Here is a 22,693-nt window from a genome sequence, read left to right as displayed (position 1 = left end):
ACTTGGTACGTACTCACCCGATGTCCTCCCTGATGCGCTCGGCCCCCCGCAGCCGCGCGGGTGCCGCCCGCCGGTTCTCGGCGACCTCTTCCTCGGTGGGAAGTTCGGCACCGCGCGTCAGGAGCTTGAGCCGGGGCTGGTACTGCTCGGGCACCACCGGCAGTCCAGGAGGCGCGGTATTGGCGGCGCCGGCCGCGAACACCTGCTTCACCAGGCGGTCTTCGAGCGAGTGGTACGACAGGACTGCGATCCGGCCGCCCACGGCAAGGGACTTCACGGCGGCGGGAATCGCCCGCTCCAGGACGGACAGTTCGCCGTTGACCTCGATGCGCAGCGCCTGGAAGGTGCGCTTGGCCGGGTTGCCGCCGGTGCGCTTGGCCGCCTGGGGCAGCGAGTCGCGGATCAGCTCGACGAGCCGCGCGCTGTTGCTGAACGGCTCCTTGTCGCGTTCCCGTACGACCGCGGACACGATCCGCTTGGCCTGCTTCTCCTCGCCGTACGCCCGGAGGATGCGGACGAGTTCGCCCGCCGGGTAGGTGTTGAGGACCTCGGCGGCGCTGATGCCGGTCGTCTGGTCCATGCGCATGTCGAGGGGGGCGTCCTGGGCGTAGGCGAAGCCGCGGTCGGCCTCGTCCAGTTGCATGGAGGAGACGCCGAGGTCGAACAGGACGCCCTCCACGCGCGGGATGCCGAGCCGCTCCAGCACCTCGGGCAGTTCGTCGTAGACGGCGTGCACGAGGGTGGCGCGCTCCCCGAAGGGGGCGAGCCGTTCGCCGGAGAGGCGCAGGGCCTCCTTGTCGCGGTCGAGGGCGACGAGGCGGGCCTCGGGGAAGCGGACGAGCAGTGCCTCGCTGTGGCCGCCGAGGCCGAGGGTGCAGTCGACGACCACCGCTCCCGGCCGCTCCAGGGCGGGTGCCAACAGGTCCAGGCACCGCTGGAGCATCACCGGGACGTGTCGACTGTTGCTCAAGGGGCCCTCTCAGGTCCGGCGGGCCCGTACGCACCGCCGGGTCCCCGCCCGCTCAGGAAGGGGAGGGCCTGCCGGCGCCGGAAGCGTCAGCCGACCGGGAGCGGGAGGAGGCCGAGCCGTACGTACGCGCCGCGCACGTGGGGAGAATCCGGAAGGTCGCCGGGGTCTCCGGGAAAAGTCCAGCAGGGAGGCCTCGCCTCCCGCTTCGCGCAACTTTAGTCCACGCTGTCTCACGGTCAATCAACCGGCCTGCGCGTCGCGGGCCGGGGCGCGCGCGAAGCCTCAAAACGGGAAGAATCACCCACGCGGGTGCACCCCCGCCACCCGTGTGGGTTACCTCACAAGAGGACGCAATGACGTTCTTTTTCCCATCCCGCGCCAAGACCGCACCGCCGGTGACCAGTACCGTCATAGGTATGACGACCTCCGCATCCGTACCCACAGAGTCCGAAGGCGCCATAGCTCACGGCGGGACCGTGACGGACCGCCTTGTCGAGGCCAATGAGCAGTACGCCGCCGCGTTCACCGATCCCGGGATGGACGCCCGTCCCGTCCTCCAGGTCGCGGTCGTGGCCTGTATGGACGCCCGTCTCGACCTGCACGCGGCACTCGGCCTCCAGCTCGGCGACTGCCACACCATCCGCAACGCGGGCGGCGTCGTCACCGACGACGTCATCCGCTCCCTCACCATCAGCCAGCGGGCGCTCGGCACCCGCAGCGTCGTGCTCATCCACCACACCGGCTGCGGCCTGGAGTCCCTCACCGAGGAGTTCCGGCACGACCTGGAGATGGAGGTCGGCCAGCGCCCCGCCTGGGCGGTGGAGGCCTTCCGGGACGTGGAGCAGGACGTACGCCAGTCCATGCAGCGTGTGCGCACCTCACCGTTCCTGCTGCACACTGATGATGTGCGCGGCTTCGTGTTCGACGTGAAGTCGGGCCTGCTGCGCGAGATCGACCCCGCCTGACGCACCCGCCCGCCCCGAAACTTCGAAAAGTTCGCCCGTCGTCCCGCCCAAAAGGTCGTAAGACCCGACAAAGCGAAGGCAGTTGTCCACAGGCGAGTGACACGAACCGGTAACGGCAACAAGAATGCGGGTGTGGCGTCACGCGGAACTATTCCCGCGTGCCGTCCGTGTTTCGGGGTGGGCCGGTCCGCAGTGCGTGCGCCGGCCCATGGAAAGAACGGGCCGAGGAGGGCCGGGTGACGACCTATGACGATCGAGCGAGCCTTACGGATCTGACCGCCACTGTGGAGCGAGTCCGCAGTTCGGTGGAAGGAGTGATCGAGGGCAAGCCCGAGGTCGTACGGCTTTCGCTGACCGTGCTGCTCGCCGAGGGACATCTTCTGATCGAGGACGTTCCGGGTGTGGGCAAGACAATGCTGGCCAAGGCGCTGGCGCGGTCGATCGACTGTTCGGTGCGGCGAATCCAGTTCACGCCAGACCTGCTGCCCTCGGACATCACCGGTGTGTCCATCTGGGACCAGCAGCAGCGGGACTTCGAGTTCAAACCGGGCGCCATCTTCGCGCAGATCGTGATCGGCGACGAGATCAACCGCGCCTCGCCGAAGACGCAGTCCGCGCTCCTGGAGTCCATGGAGGAGCGCCAGGTCACCATCGACGGCCAGACCTACGAGCTGCCCAGCCCCTTCATGGTGGTCGCCACGCAGAACCCGGTCGAGATGGAGGGCACCTATCCGCTGCCCGAGGCCCAGCGCGACCGCTTCATGGCCCGGGTCTCCATCGGCTACCCCAGCGCGGAGGCCGAGCTCCAGATGCTGGACATCCACGGCGGGGTGAACCCGCTGGACGACCTCCAGCCCGTGGCCCACGCGCACGACATCGTCAAGCTGGTCGAGGCGGTCCGCGGCGTCCATGTCGCCGACGCGGTGCGCAGGTACGCGGTGGACCTGGTCTCCGCCACGCGCACCCACCCCGACCTCAGACTCGGCGCCTCCCCGCGCGCGACACTGCACCTGCTGCGCGCGGCGAAGGCGTCCGCCGCCCTGAGCGGCCGTGAGTACGCGTTGCCGGACGACATCCAGGCGCTCGCGGTCGCGGTCCTCGCCCACCGCCTGCTGCCCACCGCTCAGGCCCAGCTGAACCGCCGGACGGCGGAGCAGGTCGTCCAGGAGATCCTGCAGCGCACTCCCGTGCCCGCGGCACCCCCGCAGCAGAGCAGCTTCGGCATGGGCCGCGGCACCGCGCCCTACGGCGAGCAGCCGCCCCGGAGGCTGTGATGGCCGCCGGCGGGCCGGGCGTCCCGGAACCCGAGCGGGACGAGAAGGGCGGTGTCCGTACGGCCCTGGCGGGGCTGACCACCCGCGGCCGCTCGTTCCTGGCCGCCGGTATCGCGGCGGCCGTCTGCGCGTACGTCCTGGGGCAGGGCGATCTGCTCCGGGTCGGACTGCTGCTGGCCGTGCTGCCCCTGGTCTGCGCGACCGTGCTCTACCGCACCCGCTACCGGGTCGCCGGCAGCCGCCGGCTCTCCCCCGCGCGCGTGCCCGCCGGCTCCGAGGCCCGCGTCCATCTGCGGATGGACAACGTCTCGCGGCTGCCCACGGGCCTGCTGATGCTCCAGGACCGCGTGCCGTACGTGCTCGGTCCGCGTCCCCGGTTCGTCCTGGACCGGGTGGAGGCAGGCGGCCGGCGCGAGGTGTCCTACCGGGTCCGCTCCGACTTGCGCGGCCGCTACCCCCTGGGCCCGCTCCAGCTCCGCCTGACGGACCCCTTCGGGATGTGCGAACTGACGCGCTCCTTCTCGACGTTCGACACCCTGACGGTGATCCCGCGCGTGGAAGCCCTGCCCCCGGTCCGCCTCAGCGGCGAGGCCAAGGGGTACGGCGACGGACGCAACCGCTCGCTGGCCCTGGCCGGCGAGGACGACGTGATCCCGCGCGGCTACCGCTACGGCGACGACCTGCGCCGCGTGCACTGGCGCTCCACCGCCCGCTACGGCGAGCTGATGGTGCGCCGCGAGGAGCAGCCCCAGCGCGCCCGCTGCACGGTGCTCCTCGACACCCGGGGCATCGCCTTCGCGGGCCAGGGCCCGGACTCGGCCTTCGAGTGGGCCGTGTCGGGCGCCGCCTCCGTCCTGGTGCACATGCTGGAACGGGGCTTCTCCGTACGGCTGTTGACCGACACCGGCAACTCGGTTCCGGGTGAGGGCGCCGACGGGTTCGCGGGCGCGAGCCAGGAGTCGGCGGACGCGGCCGGGCTGATGATGGACACCCTCGCGGTGATCGACCACTCGGACGGCGCCGGCCTGTCCCGGGCCTACGACCTGCTGCGCGGCGGAAACGAAGGGTTGCTGGTGGCCTTCTTCGGCGACCTCGACGAGGAACAGGCGGCGATCGTCGCCCGGATGCGGCAGCGCAGCGGTGGCGCCCTCGCCTTCGTGCTGGACAGCGGCGGCTGGGTGCGCGAGCCGACCGACGTACCCGGACCGGGGAACGAGCAGGAGGACCGGCTGCGGATGCTGCGTGACGCGGGCTGGACCGCCCTGGGCGTGCCGCGCGGCGCGTCGCTGAACGAACTGTGGCAGCAGGCCGACCGGGAGCGCAACGGCATCACCGCGGCCGGTCTCGGGGAGGGATGGGGATGAGCGGGCGGGCACGACTGGCGCTCTGCGCCTGGGCGGCGACGATGCTGGCGTCCACCGCGCTGATCCCCCTGGTCTCCCCGGCGATCTGGATCTTCCAGGCCGGCTTCATGTTGGCGATACAGGCCGGGGTGGGCGCGGCGACCCGGCGGGTGCCGCTGGCCCGGCCGCTGACCGTCGCGGCACAGGTCCTGGTCACGCTGCTGATGCTGACCCTGGTCTTCGCGCGGGCGCAGGCCTTCGCCGGGATCGTCCCGGGCCCGGAGGCCTTCCAGCACTTCGCCGATCTGCTGCAGCAGGGCTCCGACGACGTGTCCCGGTACGCGATCCCGGCACCGCTGCACGACGGCATCCGGCTGATGATCATCGGCGGTGTGCTGGTGATCGGCCTCGCGGTGGACACGCTCGCGGTCACCTTCCGCAGCGCGGCCCCGGCCGGACTGCCGCTGCTCGCCCTGTACTCGGTCGCCGCCGGGCTGTCGAACAGCGGCTACGACTGGCTGTGGTTCCTGTTCGCGGCGGCGGGCTATCTGATGCTGCTGCTGTCCGAGGGCCGCGACCGGCTCGCCCAGTGGGGCCGGGTCTTCGGCGGGGCGCCACGTACCGCCCCGGGTTCGGACTCCTCCGGACCGCTCGCCCCGGTGCGTACCGGGCGGCGGATCGGCGCGGTCGCACTGGCCGTCGCCCTGCTGCCGCTGCCCACGATCTCGGGCGGTCTGCTGGACGCCGCCGGGACCGGTGTGGGCGCGGGCACCGGGGGCGGCGGCACGATCTCCGCGGTCAACCCGCTGGTCTCGCTGCGCGACAGCCTGAACGTGGACGAGAACCGCCAGGTCCTGTCCCTGCAAACCACCACGACCGACCTCTCGGACATGTATCTGCGGATCGTGTCCCTGGACGACTTCGACGGCGTCACGTGGAAGCCGTCCCAGCGGCACATCGAAGGTGTGCCGAACACGTTCCCCACCCCGACCGGCCTCGGCGCCGACGTCAGGCGCACGGAGATCAAGACCCGGATCTCGGCGGCGGACTGGTACGCCCAGGACTGGCTGCCGATGCCGTACCCGCCCAGCCATGTGAGCATCGACGGCAGCTGGCGCTACGAACCCGTGGGCATGACGGTCGTGGGCGACCACGGCCAGAACACCCGTGGGGTGACCTACACGGTCACCAGCCTGGACGTGGAGCCGACCGCGGAGCAGCTGGCCACCGCGCCGGCCCCGTCGAAGGCTCTGGAGACCCAGTACACGAAGGTGCCGGACTCACTGCCGGCGGTGGTGGCCCAGACCGCCCGCCGGGTCACTGCGGGCGCGGCCAACGCGTACGAGCAGGCGGTCAAGCTCCAGGACTACTTCGCGGTGACGGGCGGTTTCCAGTACGACACCCAGGTGGACGTCGGTACCGGCCGCAACGCGATAGCGAAGTTCCTCAAGGACAAGCAGGGTTTCTGCGTCCACTTCTCCTTCGCGATGGCGGCGATGGCCCGCACCCTGGGCATTCCGGCCCGGGTCGCGGTGGGCTTCGCACCCGGCACCCCGGAGGCGAACCAGACCGTGTCGGTCGGCCTGAAGGACGCGCACGCCTGGCCCGAGCTGTACTTCGAGGGTATCGGCTGGACCCGCTTCGAACCGACCCCCAACCGGGGCTCGGTGCCCTCGTACACCCAGTCGACCACCCCCGGCAGCGACGTCCCGGACCCGGCCAACTCCTCGGCCGCGACGAGCTCGGCGCCCTCGGCCGCCCCCTCGGCGAGCGGAAGCTGCACCGCCCAGCTGAAGAGGCTGGAGGGCTGCGCGAGCCAGGCCCCGGCGCTCGCCGCGGGCGATGACGGCGAGGGCCCGTGGTGGTACCTGCGGATGTCGCTGCTCGGCCTGGGCGCACTGCTGCTGCTGACGATCCCGTTCTCGCCGATGCTCTGGCGGAACCGGACGCGCTCGGTACGGCTGGGCGCGCACGGCCGTACGGCGGCGGACGCGGCCCTGCACACGCTGGCGGTCTGGGAGGAACTGACCGATACGGCCTGGGACTTCGGGATCTCGCCGGACGATTCACTGACCCCGCGCAAGGCCGCCGCCCGGATCGTGCGGCTCGGGCATCTCGATCCGCGGACCGCCGCCTCCGTGCACCGGGTGGCCGATGCGGTGGAGCAGGTCCTCTACGCCCCCAGACCGCAACCGGCGGCGGGGCTCGCGCAGGACGTGCGCCAGGTGGTCGTCGGTTTCCGGGACACGGCGGGCCGCTCCACGCGACTGCGCGCGGTGGTCGCCCCGCGCTCGACCGTCCGGGTGACGTGGGCACTGTCGGCCTGGTGGGCGTCCGTGACGGCGCGGGCGGCGGCGATCCGGCTGCCCCTGCGCAAGCCGTCGGGACAGCAGGGCTGATGCCCGGGCCCCTCCGCGGAAGCGGCGGAGGGGCCCGGGCATACGGGAGGGGGTGACCACCGGTTCGGTGGTCACCCCCTCACTCGTGTTCTGGGGCGTCCCGCTTCGTGCGGAGCCGGGCCGCCGTTACTGGCCCTGCTGCTCGTCGCGGCGGCGCTGCCAGCGCTGCTCGATACGGTCCATGACCGAGCGCCGCTGCCGTCCTTGGCGTCGGGCGTGCGGAGCGCCCGCGGCGGGCTGTTCGCCAGGCTTCGGAGCCTTGCGCCAGCCGGTCACGGCGAGTACCGCACAGCCCAGCATGACGAGGAATCCCACCACGCTGACCCAAATCTGCTTTGCGACCATTCCTGCCATGAGGAGCGCAATACCTACGAGGAAGCCGGCCACCGCCTGGTAGACCCGTCGCCGGGTGTACGTGCGCAGCCCGCTTCCCTCAAGCGCTGTCGCGAACTTGGGATCTTCGGCGTACAGCGCTCGCTCCATCTGCTCGAGCATTCGCTGCTCGTGCTCCGAGAGCGGCACGGAGTCCTCCTCATCGTGCAGTCGCCGGGGCGACCCGGGGGGTCCCTTCAGGATAGGCAGGGAATCGCCCCCGTGAAACCCGCCCCTCTACGCCAATTGACCAACCGGAATCCGCCATGGCCGTTCCGGCTCGCTGAAGCTTCCATTCCCCAGCGGCCGTCCCGTCATGCCGGGCGGTCTCCCTCGATCATACGGCGCCGGGCCCGCGATCGGGGGGCCTGTGGCGTACTCCATGTGCGGCCGAGCCCCTGATCAGGGCTCCGTCACGGGAGGCCACTCACGCCTCGCCGGCACCCCGCGTCTCGCCGAGCACATGAAGCTGCGTGGCCACAGAGTGGTACGCCGGGAGCTCGGCAGCCGCGGCCTCCAGCTTCAGCAGCGCGTCCAGGGCACCGGGCTCGGTGTCCACGAGCACACCGGGGACAAGGTCGGCGAAGACCCGCACCCCGTGCACCGCGCCGACGTCCAGGCCCGCGCCCTCGACGAACGCCGTGAGCTGCTCGGCGGTGAAGCGGTGCGGGACGGGGTCGGCGGCGCCCCAGCGGCCGTTCGGGTCGGCGAGGGCCTGGCGGGCCTCCGTGAAGTGACCGGCGAGGGCGCGCGCGAGGACGGCACCGCCGAGTCCGGCGGCGAGCAGGCTGAGGACGCCCTCGGGGCGCAGCGCGGCCACCACCGTGCGGACACCCTCGGCGGGGTCCTCGAGGTACTCCAGGACGCCGTGGCACAGCACCGCGTCGTAGCCGCCGCGCTCGACCACGTCGAAGAGGCCGTGCGCGTCGCCCTGGACGCCCTTCACACGGTCGGCGACACCGGCCTCGGCGGCGCGGCGCTCCAGCGCGAACAGCGCGTTCGGGCTGGGGTCGACGACCGTGACGCGGTGGCCGAGGCGGGCGACGGGCACCGCGAAGTTGCCGCTGCCGCCTCCGGTGTCGAGGACGTCCAGCGCGTCCCGACCCGTGGCCTTGACCCGGCGGTCGAGGGCGTCCTGAAGGACGTCCCAGACCACGGCGGTACGGAGGGAGGCGCGGGGGCGGCTCGGGTCCGACACGGCAGTTGACTCCTCGGCGCGGCACCGCCTGTGCACGGCGGAGCGAACGGGCTGCCTCCCCGGCCCGGAGGCGGGCGGAGGGAGGGCTTCAGGCGCCCTCCACCCTATTGCCTCCGGTGCCGTACCCGGTGATGTGTCTCGCGCGGCGGAACACCGCCGGCTCACCCGGCGCGGCCCCCGGGCTGCTCCGGGTCCTGGCGCGGCTGGGGCAGGACCGGCTGGAGGACGAGCATCCGCTCCACCAGGCGGAGGAACATCGCCACGTCGCGTATGAGGTCGTCGGCGTCCCGGCGGGTCGCCGCGCCCTGGATGCCCGCCTCGGCCCGGGCGCGGCGCCGGGCACCGGAGGCGAACAGGGCGCTCCACTCGGCGAGTTCGGGTGCTATCTCGGGAAGTACTTCCCAGGCGCTGCGGATGCGGGCGCGGCGCCGGGCCGTGGGTTCCGGCTGGACGCGCGCGGCGAGTACCGCGGCGGCGGTGCGCAGGGCGGCGAGGTGGGCCGTCGCGTAACGCTCGTTCGGCGTTTCGAGGACGGCCGCCTCGTCCAGTCCGGCGCGGGCCTGGGCGAGCAGGTCGAGGGCGGCGGGCGGGGCCGTGGCCCGGCGGAGCACGGGGTGTACGTCGCTCGCCGGGCCGGTCAGTGAGGGGGCAGGGCCGGGGGCGCGGCGCCGACGGGCGGCGGCTGCGGACGAGTTGGCCATGACGAACCTCCTGTCGTCTGTGTGACGGCACTGGTGCCGTATGTGCCCATCGTGAGGTATGGCACTGACAATCCGTTCTGACCTGCGCTTTTGCTTCGATCGAAGGTTCGGGTTAGTTTTTGCACTGACCAGTCAGTTCAAATAGTTCGGCAACAAGGGATGGGGAACCGTGGGTGGGGTCGGAGTCACGGCCGAGGACTTCGGGGTCAAGGGGCCGCGCGGCTGGGCGTTCCGGGGGATCTCCCTGGACGCCGGGCCCGGGTCGCTGATCGCCGTCGAGGGGCCGTCGGGGTCCGGGCGTACGAGCCTGCTGCTCGCGCTCACCGGGCGCATGAAGGCGTCCGAAGGGACCGCCCGCGTGGGCGCGTTGACGCTGCCGAAGCAGTCGGCCGCCGTACGGCGGGTCGGCGCGCTGGCCAATGTCGCCGGGGTCACCGACCTCGATCCGGCACTGACCGTCGGGGAGCATCTGCGTGAACGGGCCGTGCTGCAACTGCGGTTCGGGGACTCCGTGCGCGAGCTGCTGCGGCCCCGGTCCGAGCGGGCGGTCGAGACGGGACTGCGGATCGAGGACGCCGTCACCGCCGCCGGCTTCGACCCCGAGGCGCTGCCCAAGGGTGCCCGGACCGCCGTACGGGATCTGGAACGGCCGCAGGAGTTGCGGCTGTCCATCGCGCTGGCGCTCATCGGGCGGCCGGCCCTGCTCGCCGTGGACGACGTCGATCTCAAGCTCTCGGACGACGAACGGGCCGAGATCTGGGACCTGTTGAGGTCCCTCGCGGATTCCGGAACGACTGTCGTGGCAGTGTCCGCCGAAGGAACGGAGAAGGCCGATGCACGCGCCACGACTGGCCGCGCTTGAGCTACGGCGTTTCGGCCGGGGCAAGCTGCCGCGCGCCGCGCTCGTCGCCCTCCTGCTGCTGCCGCTGCTGTACGGCGCGCTGTACCTGTGGTCCTTCTGGGACCCCTACGGCCGTCTGGACCGTATCCCCGTGGCGCTCGTCAACGACGACAAGGGCGTCACCGCCGACGGGAAGAAGCTCGCCGCCGGCGACACCATCACCCAAGGGCTGCTCGACAGCAGGACGTTCGAGTGGCACGAGGTGAGTGCGGCCACCGCGCGGAAGGGCGTCGAGGACGGCACGTACTACTTGTCGTTGACCATGCCGGCCGACTTCAGCCGGCGCATCGCCTCCAGTGCGGGCGACTCCCCCGAGACGGGCGCGCTCCAGGTGCGCACGAACGACGCGAACAACTACATCGTCGGGCAGATCTCCCGGACGGTGTTCAGCGAGGTGCGCTCGGCCGCGTCCACCAAGGCCTCGCGGACCTTCCTGGACCGGATCTTCGTGTCGTTCTCCGACATCCACGGCCAGACCGTGAAGGCGGCCGACGGCGCCGACAGGCTCAAGGGCGGGATCGGTACGGCCGAGGCGGGCTCCAAGGATCTCGCGGACGGCCTGAAGGACGCCAAGAAGGGCAGCGGGAAGCTCTCCACGGGCCTGAAGAAGCTCGACACGGGCGCGGGCGACCTGGAGGACGGTTCGCAGCAGGTGGCGGCAGGGACGCAGACCCTCGCGAACACGGTCAACGGGGTCGCCGACAAGGTGGGGCCCTTCCTGAAGGACAACGAGAAGACCATCGGGGACACGGCCCAGTTGGTCGCCGACTCGGCCAGGACGATCCGCGCCAACCTGGGCACCCTGGTGAAGGCGGCCCCGGTCGCCGCCAAGGGCGCGCACGCGGCCTCGGACACCCTGGACGACGTCTACAGGGCGCGCTGCGAAACCGCCGTCCTCGACGACGCGGCCTGCCCCGACCTGAAGAAGGCCGCCCAGGCAGCCTCGGACGTGGCGAAGGTCGCCGACGACGTCAACAGCCTGGTGGCCGACCAGAACGGCGACCTGAAGAAGCTCGACACGAACCTGCGCACCCTCCAGACGCAGGCCCAGGCTCTCGCCGACCGCGCACCGCACCTCTCCGAGGACCTCGACGACGCGGTGGCCAGGATCAACAAGCTGAACGCGGGTGCGGGGAAGGTCGCCGCGGGCGCCAAGACGCTGCACACCGGGCTCGGCACGGCCAAGACCGGCGCGACCGCCCTGGACACCGGGGTCGGCAAGCTGAAGACGGGCGCCGTGGACCTCAGCGGCGGCCTGTACAAGCTCGTCGACGGCTCCGGGAAGCTCGCCGGCGGACTGCACGACGGCGCGGCCCAGATCCCCGACTACGACAAGCAGGACCGCGACCAGCGCACCGGGGTCATGGCCGACCCGGTCCAACTGGCCTCCCAGGACCTGCACAAGGCGCCCAACTACGGCACTGGATTCGCCCCGTACTTCATCCCGCTGTCCCTGTGGGTGGGCGCGATGGTCGCGTACATGCTGATCGCGCCCATGAACCGGCGCGCGCTCGCCGCCGGTGCCCCGGCCCGCCGGATCGCGCTCGCGGGCTGGCTTCCGGTGGTGGCGGTCGGGGTGCTCCAGACGGCGGCCCTGATGGCCGTACTGCACTGGGCGATCGGTCTGCAGATGACGCACGCGGCCGGCACGGTCGGCTTCCTGTTCCTGGTGACGGCGTGCTTCGCGGCACTCGTGCAGTGGCTGAACGCGCGCTTCGGGGCGGCGGGCCGGATCCTCGTACTCGCCCTGCTGATGCTCCAGTTGACGTCGGCGGGCGGCACCTACCCGGTGCAGACCAGCCCGGGTTTCTTCAACGCGATCCACCCCTTCCTGCCGATGAGCTACGTCGTCGAGGCCCTACGGAGGCTCATCACGGGCGGCGGCCTGGAACCCGTGTGGCACGCGTGCGTGGTGCTCGTCGCCTTCACCGCGGGGGCACTCGCGCTGACCGCATTGTCGGCGCGCCGCCGCCAGATGTGGACACTGGACCGGCTGCATCCGGAGCTGAGCCTGTGACCTCGTCCAGGACCTCGACACCCGTGCCCACCGCAGGAGCCGGGCCTGTGACAATCAAGCCCATGGAAAGCAGCAGCACCCCGTCGGGCGGCAGCACGCGCCGCGAGGCCACCCGGCAGAAGCTCTACGAGGCAGCCGTCACGCTCATCGCCGAACAGGGCTTCTCGGCCACCACGGTGGACGAGATCGCCGAGCGTGCCGGGGTCGCGAAGGGCACCGTCTACTACAACTTCGCGAGCAAGTCCGTCCTCTTCGAGGAGCTGCTGCGACACGGAGTGGGCCTTCTCACCGCATCCCTGAGGGAGGCCGCCGAGCAGACCGCGCGGGACGGCGGCAGCAAGGTGGACGCCCTGGACGCGATGATCCGCGCGGGCCTCGGCTTCATCGCCCGCTACCCGTCCTTCACACAGCTCTACGTGGCCGAGCTCTACCGCACCAACCGCGCCTGGCAGTCCACGCTCATGGTGGTGCGCCAGCAGGTGAACGCGGCCATCGAGGACGTGCTGCACGCGGGCGTGGCGAACGGCGAGTTCAGCCCTGAGATCGATGTCCGGCTGACCGCGGCGGCGCTGGTCGGGATGGTCCTGGTGGCCGCTCTGGACTGGCAGTCCTTCCAGCCGGAGCGCTCCCTGGACGACGTCCACTCGGCGCTGTCCCGGCTGCTCCAGGGGCGGGTCAGCGGGGGCCGCTGAGGGCACACACAGAAGCGCCGGTCCGTTGTGGCCGCGTCCCCCGCGGGCCGCCCCGAACCGGCGCTCCCTTGTGCTTCCCCCGTACGTTCCCCCTGTTGGAACCCCCGTCAGTCAGTCCCCCTGGGTTCCCCCGTGCCTCGCTTCCGCCGATGTTCCGGCGGAAGGAGCGGCCAAGGGCGCGGGCCCCGTTCCGCCGCCCCGTGTCGGCGGTACCGGAGCCGCGCCCCTTTCCGTGTCTCCAACTCTCTCGTTCGCGCAGGTCGCGGCCCATCCGCGCGCGTACTCATCTCACTCCCTAGGTACGCATACTCAGCCGTGCGCACTCAGGCCCAGGACGCCCTGTTGCCGAGTGGTTACTATCGCCCCCGTGTCCGTACTCCCCCTGGTCTTCACCAGCGGCTGGGCCAGCGGCATCAACGCCTACGCGGTGGTGCTGCTGCTCGGTGTCTTCGGCGCGACCGGGGTGAGCGACGCCGTCCCCGAGTCGCTGCAACGCCCTGAGGTCCTCGTCACAGCGGCCGTGCTGTTCCTGTGCGAGGCGGTCGCCGACAAGATCCCCTACGTCGACTCGATGTGGGACTCCGTGCACACCCTGATCCGGCCGGCCGCCGGGGCATGGGTCGGCGCGGTGCTCGCCGGACACAGCGGATCGTTGAACGATGTGGCGGCGGGACTGATCGGCGGCTCCACGGCGCTCGCCAGCCACACGGTCAAGGCCGGGACGCGGATGGCGATCAACACCTCGCCGGAGCCGTTCAGCAACGTGATCATGAGTCTCGCGGAGGACCTCGGGGTCGGCGGGATCGTCGCGTTCGCGATGTTCCATCCGCAGGCGGCGGCGATCATCGCGGCCGTACTGCTGGCGGCCGGGCTGACGGTCCTGTTCTTCCTGGTCTCGCGGATCCGCCGCTTCCTGCGCCGCCGGGCCCAGCGCAGGGAGGAGAAACGGCTGGCCGCGCAGGTGGGAGGGCCGCCGGACCGGCCGCCGTGGTGACGGCCCGTGACCGGACTGTCGGTGGCGGCCGATAAAGTCGCAGGCATGGCACGGATTGCGGTGATCGGCGCCGGCATGGGCGCGATGGCGGCCGCTGCCCGGCTGGCCGTCGCGGGCCACCGGGTGGCGGTGTACGAGCGTACGGAGACGTACGGCGGTGCGGTGCGCCGCTTCGAGCGGGACGGCTTCTCCTTCGACACCGGCCCCGGGCTGCTGCCCGTGCCCGCGGTCTACCGCGACCTGTTCGTCAAGACCGGCAAGGAGCCGCTGGAGGACCTGGTCGAGCTGGTCCAGGTGGACCCGTCCTCGCGGCACGTCTTCGCGGACGGCACGGAGGTGTCGCTGCCGAACGCCTCCCGCGCGGGCGTCGTCGCGGCCCTGGACGAGGCGTTGGGCGGCGGCGCGGGGCAGCGCTGGGGCGACTTCCTGATCCGGGCCCGCGAGGCCTGGGACCGCACCCGCAGGCCCCTCCTGGAGGAGCCCCTGTGGCCCAACTGGTCGGTGCTGGCGGACCAGGAGCCCTATCCGGCGGTCCCGCACAAGAAGCTGCTGCGCACCCGCCGGGCGAGCACCCTCGCCGAGATCGGCACCTGGGAGCTGCGCGACGACCGCCTGACGGCCCTCCTGGAGAGCCACGCCCTCGCGTACGGCCTCGAACCCCGCTCCACTCCGGCGAGCGCGGCTGTGCTGCCGTACATGGAGCACGCCTTCGGTACCTGGTATGTGCGGGGCGGCATACGGGAGTTGGCGCGCGCGGTGTACGAGCGGTGTCTGGCGCGGAAGGTCGAGTTCGTCTTCGGGGCCGAGGTCACCCGGGTCCTGGAGAAGGACGGGCGGGCGGCGGGAGCTGAGCTGGCCGACGGGACCGTGGTCGACGCGGACCATGTCGTCGCCGACGTGGACCCGGTGCGCCTGTGGGCCCTGACGGAACATCCGCTGGACGAGGACGGTGACGTACGCGCCGACCGGGTCTCGCCCAGGCCCGCACGCCTGACGCTGCTGCTGGCCCTGCGCGGCCCGCGCGAGGCCGGAGCCGTCCATCGGACGGTGGTCCACGCCCCGGACCGCGAGGCGGAGTTGGACTTCCTGGCCTCCCCGGGCGGCGACGAACCCCGTTGCCCCACGGTGACGGTGCTGCGCCCCGACGACCCCGCGCTGCGGCCGGACGGTGAGCACGAGTCGGCGGTGGTGTCCGCGGTGCTGTCGGGCGAGGCCGGCTGGGGGGAGGAGGGCACGGTCCGGCGGTACACCGACTTCCTCCTCAAGGCCGCCGAGTCCGCCGTACCGGGTCTGCGGGAGCGCCTGCTCTGGCACGAGGTGCGCACCCCCGATCACACGGAGGACGAGACGGGCGCCCACTTCGGTGCTGTGCCCGCCCCGTCGCTCGCCGCCGGCCGGGGTCGTTTCCTGCACCCCTCGAACACCACACGTCTGCCCGGTCTCTACCGCGTCGGCGGCTGGGCCCACCCCGGTGGCGGGCTCCCGCACGCCGGTATGTCGGGGGCGCTGGTGGCCGGACTGATCGTGGAGGGACCGCAGTTCAGAGGGTCTCAGTAGTCTTCAGAAACGGTACTGCTCGTCGTAGCCGGGGCCCGACTGCGGCTGCTGCTGTTGCTGCTGGCCGTCGCCCTGGTAGTACTGCTGGTCCGCCGGGAGTTCGCCGCCGTAGGTCTCGTCGTTGCGCTGCTGCGGGACCCACACACCGTCGGCCGGGGTCTCGCCGACATAGCCGCCGTTGCCGTACTGGTCCTGCGTGTAGCCCTGTTGGGGATACTGCTGCTGGCCGTCGTAGCCCGTGTCGTACGTGGCGCCGCCGTAGGTCTGGGTGCCGATGTACGGGTCGGAGTAGGCCGCGTACTGCTGCTGGCCGGTCGTGTCGTAGCCGTACTGCTGCTGGTCGTAGCCCGTGTAGGTGTCGTAGCCGTACTGCTGCTGGTCGGCCGCCGAGTAGGCCTGGTCCTGGGTCTGGCCGGCCGCCGCTGCCGCGTAGGCCTGGTCCGTGCCCGCGTAGTTGGGGTCGGCGGCGTTCGCGTAGGCGGTGGCGCTGTAGACGCCGTAGGAGCCGGTGTCGTCCGGCAGGGGCTGTGGCTCGTAGACCGAGGTGGTCTCGGCGGCCGTGGGGTCGAGCGGGCGGCTCGGGGTGAAGACGTCGTCGCGGTCGTAGTCGTCGTCCGCGCCGAAGTCGGACTTGTTCTGGCCGTACTCCTGGAAGGCGGGCTGAGAGCCGGTCGAGTCGAGACCGGAGGCGTCGAGGCCCGGGTCCTGCTCGTCCGGTTCGCCGCCGCGGCGCATGAAGCCGCCGACGCCCGGTCGACCGGAGACCGCCCAGCCGGCTTCGAAGCCGCGGCGGAACGAAAGGGTGACGTAGGTCTGGCCGATGGCGAAGGCCACCGCGCCCAGTCCGATCACGACTACGGAGGGCATGAGGACGCCGAGCACGACGCCCAGGAAGCCGACGAAGGCGAGCAGTCGCCAGCGCAGTCGCGCCTTGTACTGCAGCAGCACCTCGCCGAGCAACCACAGTGCGACGATGCCGAACGCGATGTAGAGGACCGTCCAGCCCATGTACGCCCCTCTCCCAGTGGCCGCTACGCAGTGTGTCGTATGTCCGGGCGGCCGGTCTAGGCCTGCGGTGGGTGGTGCAGGCCCAGGTTCTCGTAGATTTCCAGCGTCGCCGTGGAGTTGTTGAGCGTGATGAAGTGCAGTCCGGGCACTCCCTCGGCCAGCAGCCGGGCGCAGAACTCCGTGGCGAAGTCGATTCCGATCGAGCGTACAGCCGCCGGATCGTCTTTGGCTGTGAGGATTCGCTCTTTCAGAGCGTCCGGGATGACGGCGTTGCTGAGCTGCGGCAACCGTTCCAGCATCCGCACGCTGGTCACCGGCATGACCTCGGGGATGACCGGTGTGGCACAGCCTGCCGCCTCGACGCGGTCGCGCAGGCGAAGGTAGGACTCCGGGCGGAAGAACATCTGGGTGATCGCGTAGTCGGCGCCGGCCCGGCACTTGTCGACGAAGTGCCGGACGTCCGTGTCCCAGTCCGGGGAGCGCGGGTGCAGCTCCGGGAAGGCGGCGACGCCGACGCAGAAATCGCCCGACTCCTTGATGAGCCGGACCAGTTCGGCCGCGTACGTCAGGCCCTGCGGGTGCGCCACCCAGTCGGCCATGGGGTCGCCGGGCGGGTCACCGCGCACGGCGAGGATGTTGCGGATCCCGGCGTCGGCGTACTGGCCGATGATGTTGCGCAGTTCGGCGACGGAGTGGTCGACCGCGGTGAGGTGGGCGACCGGGGTGAGCGTGGTGTCGGCGACGATCTGCTCGGTCTCCTTGACGGTGCCCGCGCGGGTCGAACCGCCGGCGCCGTAGGTCACGGAGACGAAGTCGGGGGCGACCGCCTCGACCCTCCGCAGCGCGCTCCACAGGCTTCGCTCACCCTTGGGGGTCTTCGGCGCGGAGAACTCGAACGAGTACGTGTTCTTGCCGGTCGCGAGCATGTCGCGCACCTTCCGTGCGCGATCAGTCCTGGTGGATGCGATTCCGAAGGCCATACCCGCAGGTTAGTCAGGGGACGGCGGTCACCCAACCGGAACCGGAAATTTGCCTGATTTGTCGTCCTCTTGTCCACCCACCGGACAACAGCGCGACACCCGGACGGCTCTCAGAGCTGCCGCAGCCGCTTCGCGAACTCGGCCGCCGCCGCGCCCGGGTCGTCGGCCTCGGTGATCGCCCGTACGACGACGACCCGGCGGGCGCCCGCTTCGAGCACCTCGTCGAGGTTGCCGAGGTCGATGCCGCCGATGGCGAACCAGGGGCGGTCGGTGCCCAGGGCGGCCGTGTACCGGACCAGGTCGAGGCCGGGGGCGTGGCGGCCGGGCTTGGTGGGGGTCGGCCAGCACGGGCCGGTGCAGAAGTAGTCCACGCCCTCCTGGACGGCGGCCGCGGCGGCCTCCGCCTCCGCGTGCGTGGAGCGGCCGATCAGGACGGCGTCGCCGAGGATCGCGCGGGCCGCGGGGACCGGGAGGTCGCCCTGGCCCAGGTGCAGTACGTCGGCGCCGGCGGCGTGGGCGACGTCCGCGCGGTCGTTGACCGCGAGCAGCCGGCCGTGCCGGGCGCAGGCGTCGGCGAACACCTGGAGGTGCTCCAGCTCCTCGGCGGCCTCCATGCCCTTGTCGCGCAGCTGCACGATGTCGACCCCGCCCGCCAGGACCGCGTCCAGGAACTCGGCGAGGTCGCCCTGGTGTCTGCGGGCGTCCGTGCAGAGGTAGACCCGGGCGTCGGCGAGTTCCGCGCGTACGGCGGCTGCGGTGTCGGGCATGGCGGTGTCCCCCGTTGTCGTTCGTCGTCGGTGCGCGGTGGTGCCGTGTACGGGCCGCGGGCGGGCGCGCCGCGGCCCGTACACCGGTCGGTCGTCCGGGTCAGCCGGTCGTCCGGGTCAGACGGCGAGCGCCTGGGCGCGGCGCTTCACCTCCGTGCCGCGATTCTCGCTCAGGGCCTGCGCGGGGGTGCCGGGCAGGCTGGGGTCGGGGGTGAAGAGCCATTCCAGCATCTCTTCGTCGGAGAAGCCGTCGTCCCTCAGGAGCGTCAGGGTCCCGGTGAGGCCCTTGACGACCTTCTGCTCGGCCCCGTCGATGAAGGCGGCGGGGACGTGCAGCGCGCGGTTCTCACCACGCCGTACGGCGATGACTTGGCCCTCCTTGACCAGCTGCCGCACGCGTGTCACCTCGACATCGAGCATCTCTGCGATGTCGGGCAGCGTGAGCCAGGCGGGGACGAGAGCATCGATCTTTGCGTCAATCTCGGTCACGTAAACAGCGTGCCATCCCGGACTGACAGTCGGAAGCCGGGCCGGTCCGACTCGGGGTCACGAACTAGGCGATAGCCGCCTTCATCGGGAGAGACGGGTCGGCCAGCGGCCCGGTATTCATCGGGGTGCCCGACTCGATCAGGCGGCGGCCCTGGGCCAGGTCACGGGGGCGGCCGACCGCGAGAAGGGCCACCAGACGGTCCCCGCGCAGCCAGCAGACGGTCCAGGCCGGGGTGGCCGGGTCACCGCGCCACAGGATCGTGTCGGCGGACGCGTGGTGGCCGACGTACTGGACGAAGCGGCCGAACTGCTCGGACCAGAAGTACGGCACCGGGTCGTAGACCGCCGGGGTCTGGCCGACGATGTTCGCGGCGACCGTGCGCGGGCCCTGGAGGGCGTTGTCCCAGTGGTGGACGAGAAGTCGCTCGCCGTACCTTCCCGAAGGGAAGGAGGCGCAGTCGCCGACCGCGTACACGTCCGGCACCGAGGTGCGCAGCCGGTCGTCGGCCACGACCTCGCGGTGGGCGCCCAGCTCGATGCCGGAGTCCGCGAGCCAGCCGGTGGCGGGGCGGGCGCCGATGCCGACCACGACGGCTCCGGCGGGCAGCCGGGTGCCGTCGTCGAGGACCACGGCGCCGGGTTCGACGCGCTCCACGCGCGTGTGGGTGCGCAGTACGGCTCCCGCGTCCGCGTACCAGGCGGCCATCGGCGTGGCCACCTCGGCGGGCAGGGCGCCGGCGAGCGGCCGGTCGGCGGCTTCCACGACGGTCACGGCGCAGCCCGCCTCGCGCGCGGCGGTGGCGAACTCGGCGCCGATCCAGCCCGCGCCGACGACCACGATGTCGTGCTGCCGCGCGAGCACCGGCCGCAGCCGCTCGGCGTCGTCCAGGGTGCGCAGCAGGTGCACCCCGGGGATGGCGTCGGCGCCCGGGAGTTGGATCGGCTCGGCGCCGGTGGCGAGGACGAGGACGTCGTAGGGCACCGGGCCCTCGGCGGTGTCCAGTTCATGGTCTCCGGGGCGCAGGCCCACCACTTCGCGGCCGAGCCGGAGTTCGATGCCGAGTGCCTCGAAGTCGACGTCGAAGGCGGAGCCCTCGGCCTTGCCGAGCAGCACGGCCTTGGACAGCGGGGGCCGGTCGTAGGGCTGATGGGGTTCGGCGCCGAGAAGGGTGACGGTGCCGGTGAAGCCCTGTTCGCGCAGGGCGACCGCGGTCTGCACCCCGGCCATGCCCGCGCCGACGACGACCACGCGCCGTCCCGTCCCCACGACCTGTTCCGGTGTCTGCTCGCTCATCCGATCACCATAGACACCTGACAAATCGTCAGGCAGGGGGTCGTTCAGTGACCTGTTCCACAACACTCGTCCCGCTGCCCGGCTGCGACTCCCACTCCCAGGTCTCGTCGAGGCGGACACGACCGTCGGACAACTCGACCACTTCGGACACACAGTGCCCGGAGGACGTCGTCCCGTCCGTCTTCAGCTGTACGTACCGGAAGTCGAGGCGGTCCCCCGCGCGCGTGCCGACGAGATGTCCGCGGACGACGTCGCCGCCCGTGTACTCGGCCCAGATCTCGCCGTCCTTCTCGTGGTAGGCGAACCGGGTGCGGGTGCCGACCTGACCGGGTGCCTGGTCCGCGACCGGGGCGAGGACGAGACCGTCGAGCGAGCGGGCCATGGACGGAGGCTCCCTTACTGGGACATGGGGTACGGGCTAGGGTGGCCAACGTACAAGCACTCGCGGGAGTCCGGACGCACCGGGCTGAGAGGGAGGCTGGCGGCCTCCGACCGTACGAACCTGATCCGGGTCATGCCGGCGAAGGGAGGGGCTGGACGCCCATGCCTACACGTACGTCAGACGTCCTCGTCGTCGGGGGCGGGATCATCGGCCTGGTCACGGCCTGGCGGGCCGCGCAACGCGGGTTCGCCACCGCCGTCGTGGACCCCGAGCCGGGCGGCGGGGCCGCGCAGGTGGCCGCCGGGATGCTGGCCGCCGTCACGGAACTGCACTACGGCGAACAGACCCTGCTCGCCCTCAACCTGGCCTCGGCGCAGCGCTATCCGGACTTCGCGGCCGAGCTGACCGACCTCACCGGCCTCGACCTCGGCTACCGGCGCTGCGGCACCCTCGCCGTCGCGCTGGACGCCGACGACCGCGCCCACCTCCGTGAACTGCACGCCCTGCAGCGGCAGTCGGGGCTGGACTCCGAGTGGCTGTCGGGGCGCGAGTGCCGGCGCCTGGAGCCGATGCTCGCGCCGGGGGTGCGCGGGGGGCTCCGGGTCGACGGGGACCACCAGGTCGACCCGCGGCGGCTGACGCGGGCGCTGGTGGCCGCGTGCGAGCGTGCCGGGGTGGCCCTCCACCGGACGTGGGCCGAGCGGCTCACGGTGGGTCAGGACCGCGCCACGGGGGTCGTCACGCGCGAGGGGGACGTGCTGGGCGCGGACCAGGTGGTGCTCGCCGGCGGCAGCCTCAGCGGACGGCTGGCCGGGGTCCCCGACGACGTCCTGCCGCCCGTACGGCCCGTGAAGGGACAGGTGCTGCGGCTGACCGTGCCGGAGCGGTACGCGCCGTTCCTGAGCCGGACGGTGCGGGCCGTGGTGCGCGGCAGCCAGGTCTATCTGGTGCCGCGCGAGAACGGCGAACTGGTCGTCGGCGCGACCAGCGAGGAACTGGGCTGGGACACCACGGTGACCGCCGGCGGTGTCTACGAACTGCTGCGCGACGCCCACGAGTTGGTCCCCGGGATCACCGAACTGCCGCTCACCGAGACCCGGGCGGGCCTGCGCCCCGGCTCCCCCGACAACGCGCCCCTGCTCGGCCCGACCGCACTCCCTGGGCTGCTGCTGGCCACCGGGCACTACCGCAACGGCGTACTGCTCACGCCGGTCACCGGTGACGCCCTCGCACACGCGCTGGCCACCGGTGAACTCCCGGACGAGGCAAGCCCGTTCACCCCGAAGCGGTTCGCCCGCACAGAACACACGGCACTTGTGGAGCAGCCCGCATGAACGTCTCCGTCAACGGGGAGCCCCGGGTGATCCCACTCGGCACGGCTCTCGACGCCCTGGTGCGCACCCTGGCCCCGTCGCCCTCCGGGGTGGCCGCCGCCCTCAACGAAACCGTCGTCCCGCGCGCGGAGTGGCCCTCGACCTCCCTCTCCGAGGGGGACCGCGTCGAGGTCCTCACCGCCGTCCAAGGAGGCTGACCCATGGCCGACGACCCCTTCGTCCTCGGTGGTACGTCCTTCACGTCCCGGCTGATCATGGGCACCGGGGGCGCGCCCAGCCTCGACGTCCTGGAGCGCGCGCTGGTGGCCTCCGGGACGGAACTCACGACCGTCGCGATGCGACGCGTGAACCCTTCGGTGCACGGTTCGGTGCTGTCCGTCCTGGAGCGGCTCGGCATCCGGGTGCTGCCCAACACCGCGGGCTGCTTCACGGCGGGCGAGGCGGTGCTGACGGCCCGGCTGGCGCGGGAGGCGCTCGGGACGGCACTGGTCAAACTTGAGGTGATCGCGGACGAGCGCACGTTGCTCCCTGATCCGATCGAACTGCTCGACGCGGCCGAGACCCTGGTCGACGACGGCTTCACGGTGCTGCCGTACACGAACGACGATCCCGTGCTGGCGCGGAAGCTGGAGGACGTCGGGTGCGCGGCGATCATGCCGCTGGGATCGCCGATCGGTTCCGGGCTCGGGATCCGCAATCCGCACAACTTCCAGCTGATCACCGAGCACGCGCGCGTACCGGTGATTCTGGACGCGGGGGCCGGTACGGCGTCCGACGCGGCGTTCGCGATGGAGCTGGGGTGCGCGGGGGTGATGCTCGCCTCGGCGGTGACGCGGGCGCAGGAGCCGGTGCTGATGGCCTCCGGCATGCGGAGTGCGGTGGAGGCGGGGCGGTTGGCGTTCCGGGCGGGGCGTATCCCCCGCAGGCACTTCGCCGAGGCGTCTTCTCCTGCGGAGGGGCTGGCGCGGCTGGACCCGGAGCGCCCGGCCTTTTGATCTCCCACCCGCGCACCGCCCGTCTGCGGTCGGCTGAAAAGTGGACACCTCCTGCGGGGGT

22 protein-coding genes and 1 riboswitch are annotated in these 22,693 nt (G+C 71.9%); of the genes, 12 read left to right on the top strand and 10 right to left on the bottom strand.

What is annotated here, in order from left to right; all coding sequences use genetic code 11:
- Window positions 1–13: 13 nt before the first annotated feature.
- Window positions 14–970, bottom strand: a complete 957-nt coding sequence (rsmH, locus tag ACWDEW_RS08595; protein ID WP_450510866.1) for a 16S rRNA (cytosine(1402)-N(4))-methyltransferase RsmH — start codon at window positions 968–970, stop codon at window positions 14–16.
- Between the two features lie 416 nt (window positions 971–1,386).
- On the opposite strand from rsmH, the gene ACWDEW_RS08590 reads away from it, so the two are divergent.
- The 4 genes from ACWDEW_RS08590 to ACWDEW_RS08575 all read left to right on the top strand — a co-directional run bounded on the left by ACWDEW_RS08590 (window position 1,387) and on the right by ACWDEW_RS08575 (window position 6,951).
- Entirely contained in the window at window positions 1,387–1,935 is a 549-nt protein-coding gene (locus tag ACWDEW_RS08590; RefSeq protein WP_450510864.1) for a beta-class carbonic anhydrase, read from the top strand.
- 236 nt (window positions 1,936–2,171) lie between these two features.
- A complete protein-coding gene (locus ACWDEW_RS08585) occupies window positions 2,172–3,209 on the top strand; it encodes an AAA family ATPase (protein ID WP_450510862.1) in 1,038 nt (345 codons plus the stop codon).
- A complete protein-coding gene (locus ACWDEW_RS08580; protein WP_450510860.1) occupies window positions 3,209–4,573 on the top strand; it encodes a DUF58 domain-containing protein in 1,365 nt (454 codons plus the stop codon). Before ACWDEW_RS08585 ends, ACWDEW_RS08580 begins: the two co-directional genes overlap by 1 nt.
- Window positions 4,570–6,951, top strand: a complete 2,382-nt coding sequence (locus ACWDEW_RS08575; RefSeq protein ID WP_450510858.1) for a transglutaminase TgpA family protein — start codon at window positions 4,570–4,572, stop codon at window positions 6,949–6,951. Before ACWDEW_RS08580 ends, ACWDEW_RS08575 begins: the two co-directional genes overlap by 4 nt.
- A gap of 126 nt (window positions 6,952–7,077) precedes the next feature.
- Here ACWDEW_RS08575 and ACWDEW_RS08570 read toward each other — a convergent pair whose 3' ends face one another.
- From ACWDEW_RS08570 to ACWDEW_RS08560, 3 genes are all read right to left on the bottom strand, one after another.
- Window positions 7,078–7,473 carry a DUF3040 domain-containing protein gene (locus ACWDEW_RS08570; protein ID WP_019067767.1) on the bottom strand — a complete coding sequence of 132 codons (396 nt, stop codon included), beginning with the start codon at window positions 7,471–7,473 and terminating at the stop codon, window positions 7,078–7,080.
- 277 nt (window positions 7,474–7,750) lie between these two features.
- The gene (locus tag ACWDEW_RS08565) at window positions 7,751–8,521 is read right to left on the bottom strand and encodes a methyltransferase (RefSeq protein WP_450510856.1); all 771 of its coding nucleotides are present in this window, start codon (window positions 8,519–8,521) and stop codon (window positions 7,751–7,753) included.
- A gap of 161 nt (window positions 8,522–8,682) precedes the next feature.
- Window positions 8,683–9,222: an SAV_6107 family HEPN domain-containing protein gene (locus ACWDEW_RS08560; protein ID WP_450510854.1), complete on the bottom strand. Its 540-nt coding sequence runs from the start codon at window positions 9,220–9,222 to the stop codon at window positions 8,683–8,685.
- 169 nt (window positions 9,223–9,391) lie between these two features.
- Here ACWDEW_RS08560 and ACWDEW_RS08555 point away from each other — a divergent pair, with 169 nt between their 5' ends.
- The 5 genes from ACWDEW_RS08555 (at window position 9,392) to ACWDEW_RS08535 (ending at window position 15,383) form a co-directional block, all read left to right on the top strand.
- A complete protein-coding gene (locus tag ACWDEW_RS08555) occupies window positions 9,392–10,084 on the top strand; it encodes an ATP-binding cassette domain-containing protein (protein ID WP_450510852.1) in 693 nt (230 codons plus the stop codon).
- Window positions 10,056–12,140 (top strand): YhgE/Pip family protein, encoded by a 2,085-nt coding sequence (locus ACWDEW_RS08550; protein ID WP_450510850.1) that lies wholly within the window; start codon window positions 10,056–10,058, stop codon window positions 12,138–12,140. The genes ACWDEW_RS08555 and ACWDEW_RS08550 overlap by 29 nt, the downstream gene beginning before the upstream one ends.
- 62 nt (window positions 12,141–12,202) lie before the next feature.
- A complete protein-coding gene (locus ACWDEW_RS08545; protein WP_450510848.1) occupies window positions 12,203–12,832 on the top strand; it encodes a TetR/AcrR family transcriptional regulator in 630 nt (209 codons plus the stop codon).
- A 367-nt stretch (window positions 12,833–13,199) separates the two neighbouring features.
- Window positions 13,200–13,826 (top strand): DUF4126 domain-containing protein, encoded by a 627-nt coding sequence (locus tag ACWDEW_RS08540; protein WP_450510846.1) that lies wholly within the window; start codon window positions 13,200–13,202, stop codon window positions 13,824–13,826.
- Window positions 13,827–13,871: 45 nt separating this feature from the next.
- On the top strand, window positions 13,872–15,383 hold the full coding sequence (locus ACWDEW_RS08535; protein ID WP_450510844.1) for a phytoene desaturase family protein: 1,512 nt from the start codon (window positions 13,872–13,874) through the stop codon (window positions 15,381–15,383).
- A 3-nt stretch (window positions 15,384–15,386) separates the two neighbouring features.
- On the opposite strand, the gene ACWDEW_RS08530 is transcribed toward ACWDEW_RS08535, so the two are convergent.
- From ACWDEW_RS08530 to ACWDEW_RS08505, 6 genes are all read right to left on the bottom strand, one after another.
- Window positions 15,387–16,391, bottom strand: coding sequence for an SCO2102 family sporulation regulator (locus tag ACWDEW_RS08530; protein ID WP_450510842.1), 1,005 nt, complete (start codon window positions 16,389–16,391; stop codon window positions 15,387–15,389).
- Window positions 16,392–16,447: 56 nt separating this feature from the next.
- Entirely contained in the window at window positions 16,448–17,371 is a 924-nt protein-coding gene (metF, locus tag ACWDEW_RS08525) for a methylenetetrahydrofolate reductase [NAD(P)H] (RefSeq protein WP_362982953.1), read from the bottom strand.
- 110 nt (window positions 17,372–17,481) lie between these two features.
- Window positions 17,482–18,138, bottom strand: coding sequence for a thiamine phosphate synthase (gene thiE, locus ACWDEW_RS08520; RefSeq protein ID WP_450510840.1), 657 nt, complete (start codon window positions 18,136–18,138; stop codon window positions 17,482–17,484).
- A gap of 117 nt (window positions 18,139–18,255) precedes the next feature.
- Window positions 18,256–18,627 (bottom strand): Rv2175c family DNA-binding protein, encoded by a 372-nt coding sequence (locus ACWDEW_RS08515; protein WP_019067778.1) that lies wholly within the window; start codon window positions 18,625–18,627, stop codon window positions 18,256–18,258.
- Window positions 18,628–18,691: 64 nt separating this feature from the next.
- Window positions 18,692–19,921, bottom strand: coding sequence for an NAD(P)/FAD-dependent oxidoreductase (locus tag ACWDEW_RS08510; protein WP_450510838.1), 1,230 nt, complete (start codon window positions 19,919–19,921; stop codon window positions 18,692–18,694).
- 28 nt (window positions 19,922–19,949) lie between these two features.
- Window positions 19,950–20,303 carry a hypothetical protein gene (locus ACWDEW_RS08505; RefSeq protein ID WP_450510836.1) on the bottom strand — a complete coding sequence of 118 codons (354 nt, stop codon included), beginning with the start codon at window positions 20,301–20,303 and terminating at the stop codon, window positions 19,950–19,952.
- Window positions 20,304–20,355: 52 nt separating this feature from the next.
- A riboswitch (TPP riboswitch) is annotated at window positions 20,356–20,467 on the top strand.
- Here ACWDEW_RS08505 and thiO point away from each other — a divergent pair.
- The 3 genes from thiO to ACWDEW_RS08490 all read left to right on the top strand — a co-directional run bounded on the left by thiO (window position 20,465) and on the right by ACWDEW_RS08490 (window position 22,632).
- Window positions 20,465–21,637, top strand: coding sequence for a glycine oxidase ThiO (gene thiO, locus ACWDEW_RS08500; RefSeq protein WP_450510834.1), 1,173 nt, complete (start codon window positions 20,465–20,467; stop codon window positions 21,635–21,637). (Overlaps the previous riboswitch by 3 nt.)
- Window positions 21,634–21,834, top strand: a complete 201-nt coding sequence (gene thiS, locus ACWDEW_RS08495; protein ID WP_450510832.1) for a sulfur carrier protein ThiS — start codon at window positions 21,634–21,636, stop codon at window positions 21,832–21,834. The genes thiO and thiS overlap by 4 nt, the downstream gene beginning before the upstream one ends.
- Before the next feature lie 3 nt (window positions 21,835–21,837).
- A complete protein-coding gene (locus tag ACWDEW_RS08490) occupies window positions 21,838–22,632 on the top strand; it encodes a thiazole synthase (protein WP_450510830.1) in 795 nt (264 codons plus the stop codon).
- Window positions 22,633–22,693 lie beyond the last annotated feature (61 nt).

Source organism: Streptomyces sp. NPDC001100, from assembly GCF_053598575.1.
The sequence above is the reverse complement of the archived record's forward strand: the minus strand, read 5'-3'. Positions and strand labels throughout refer to the sequence as shown.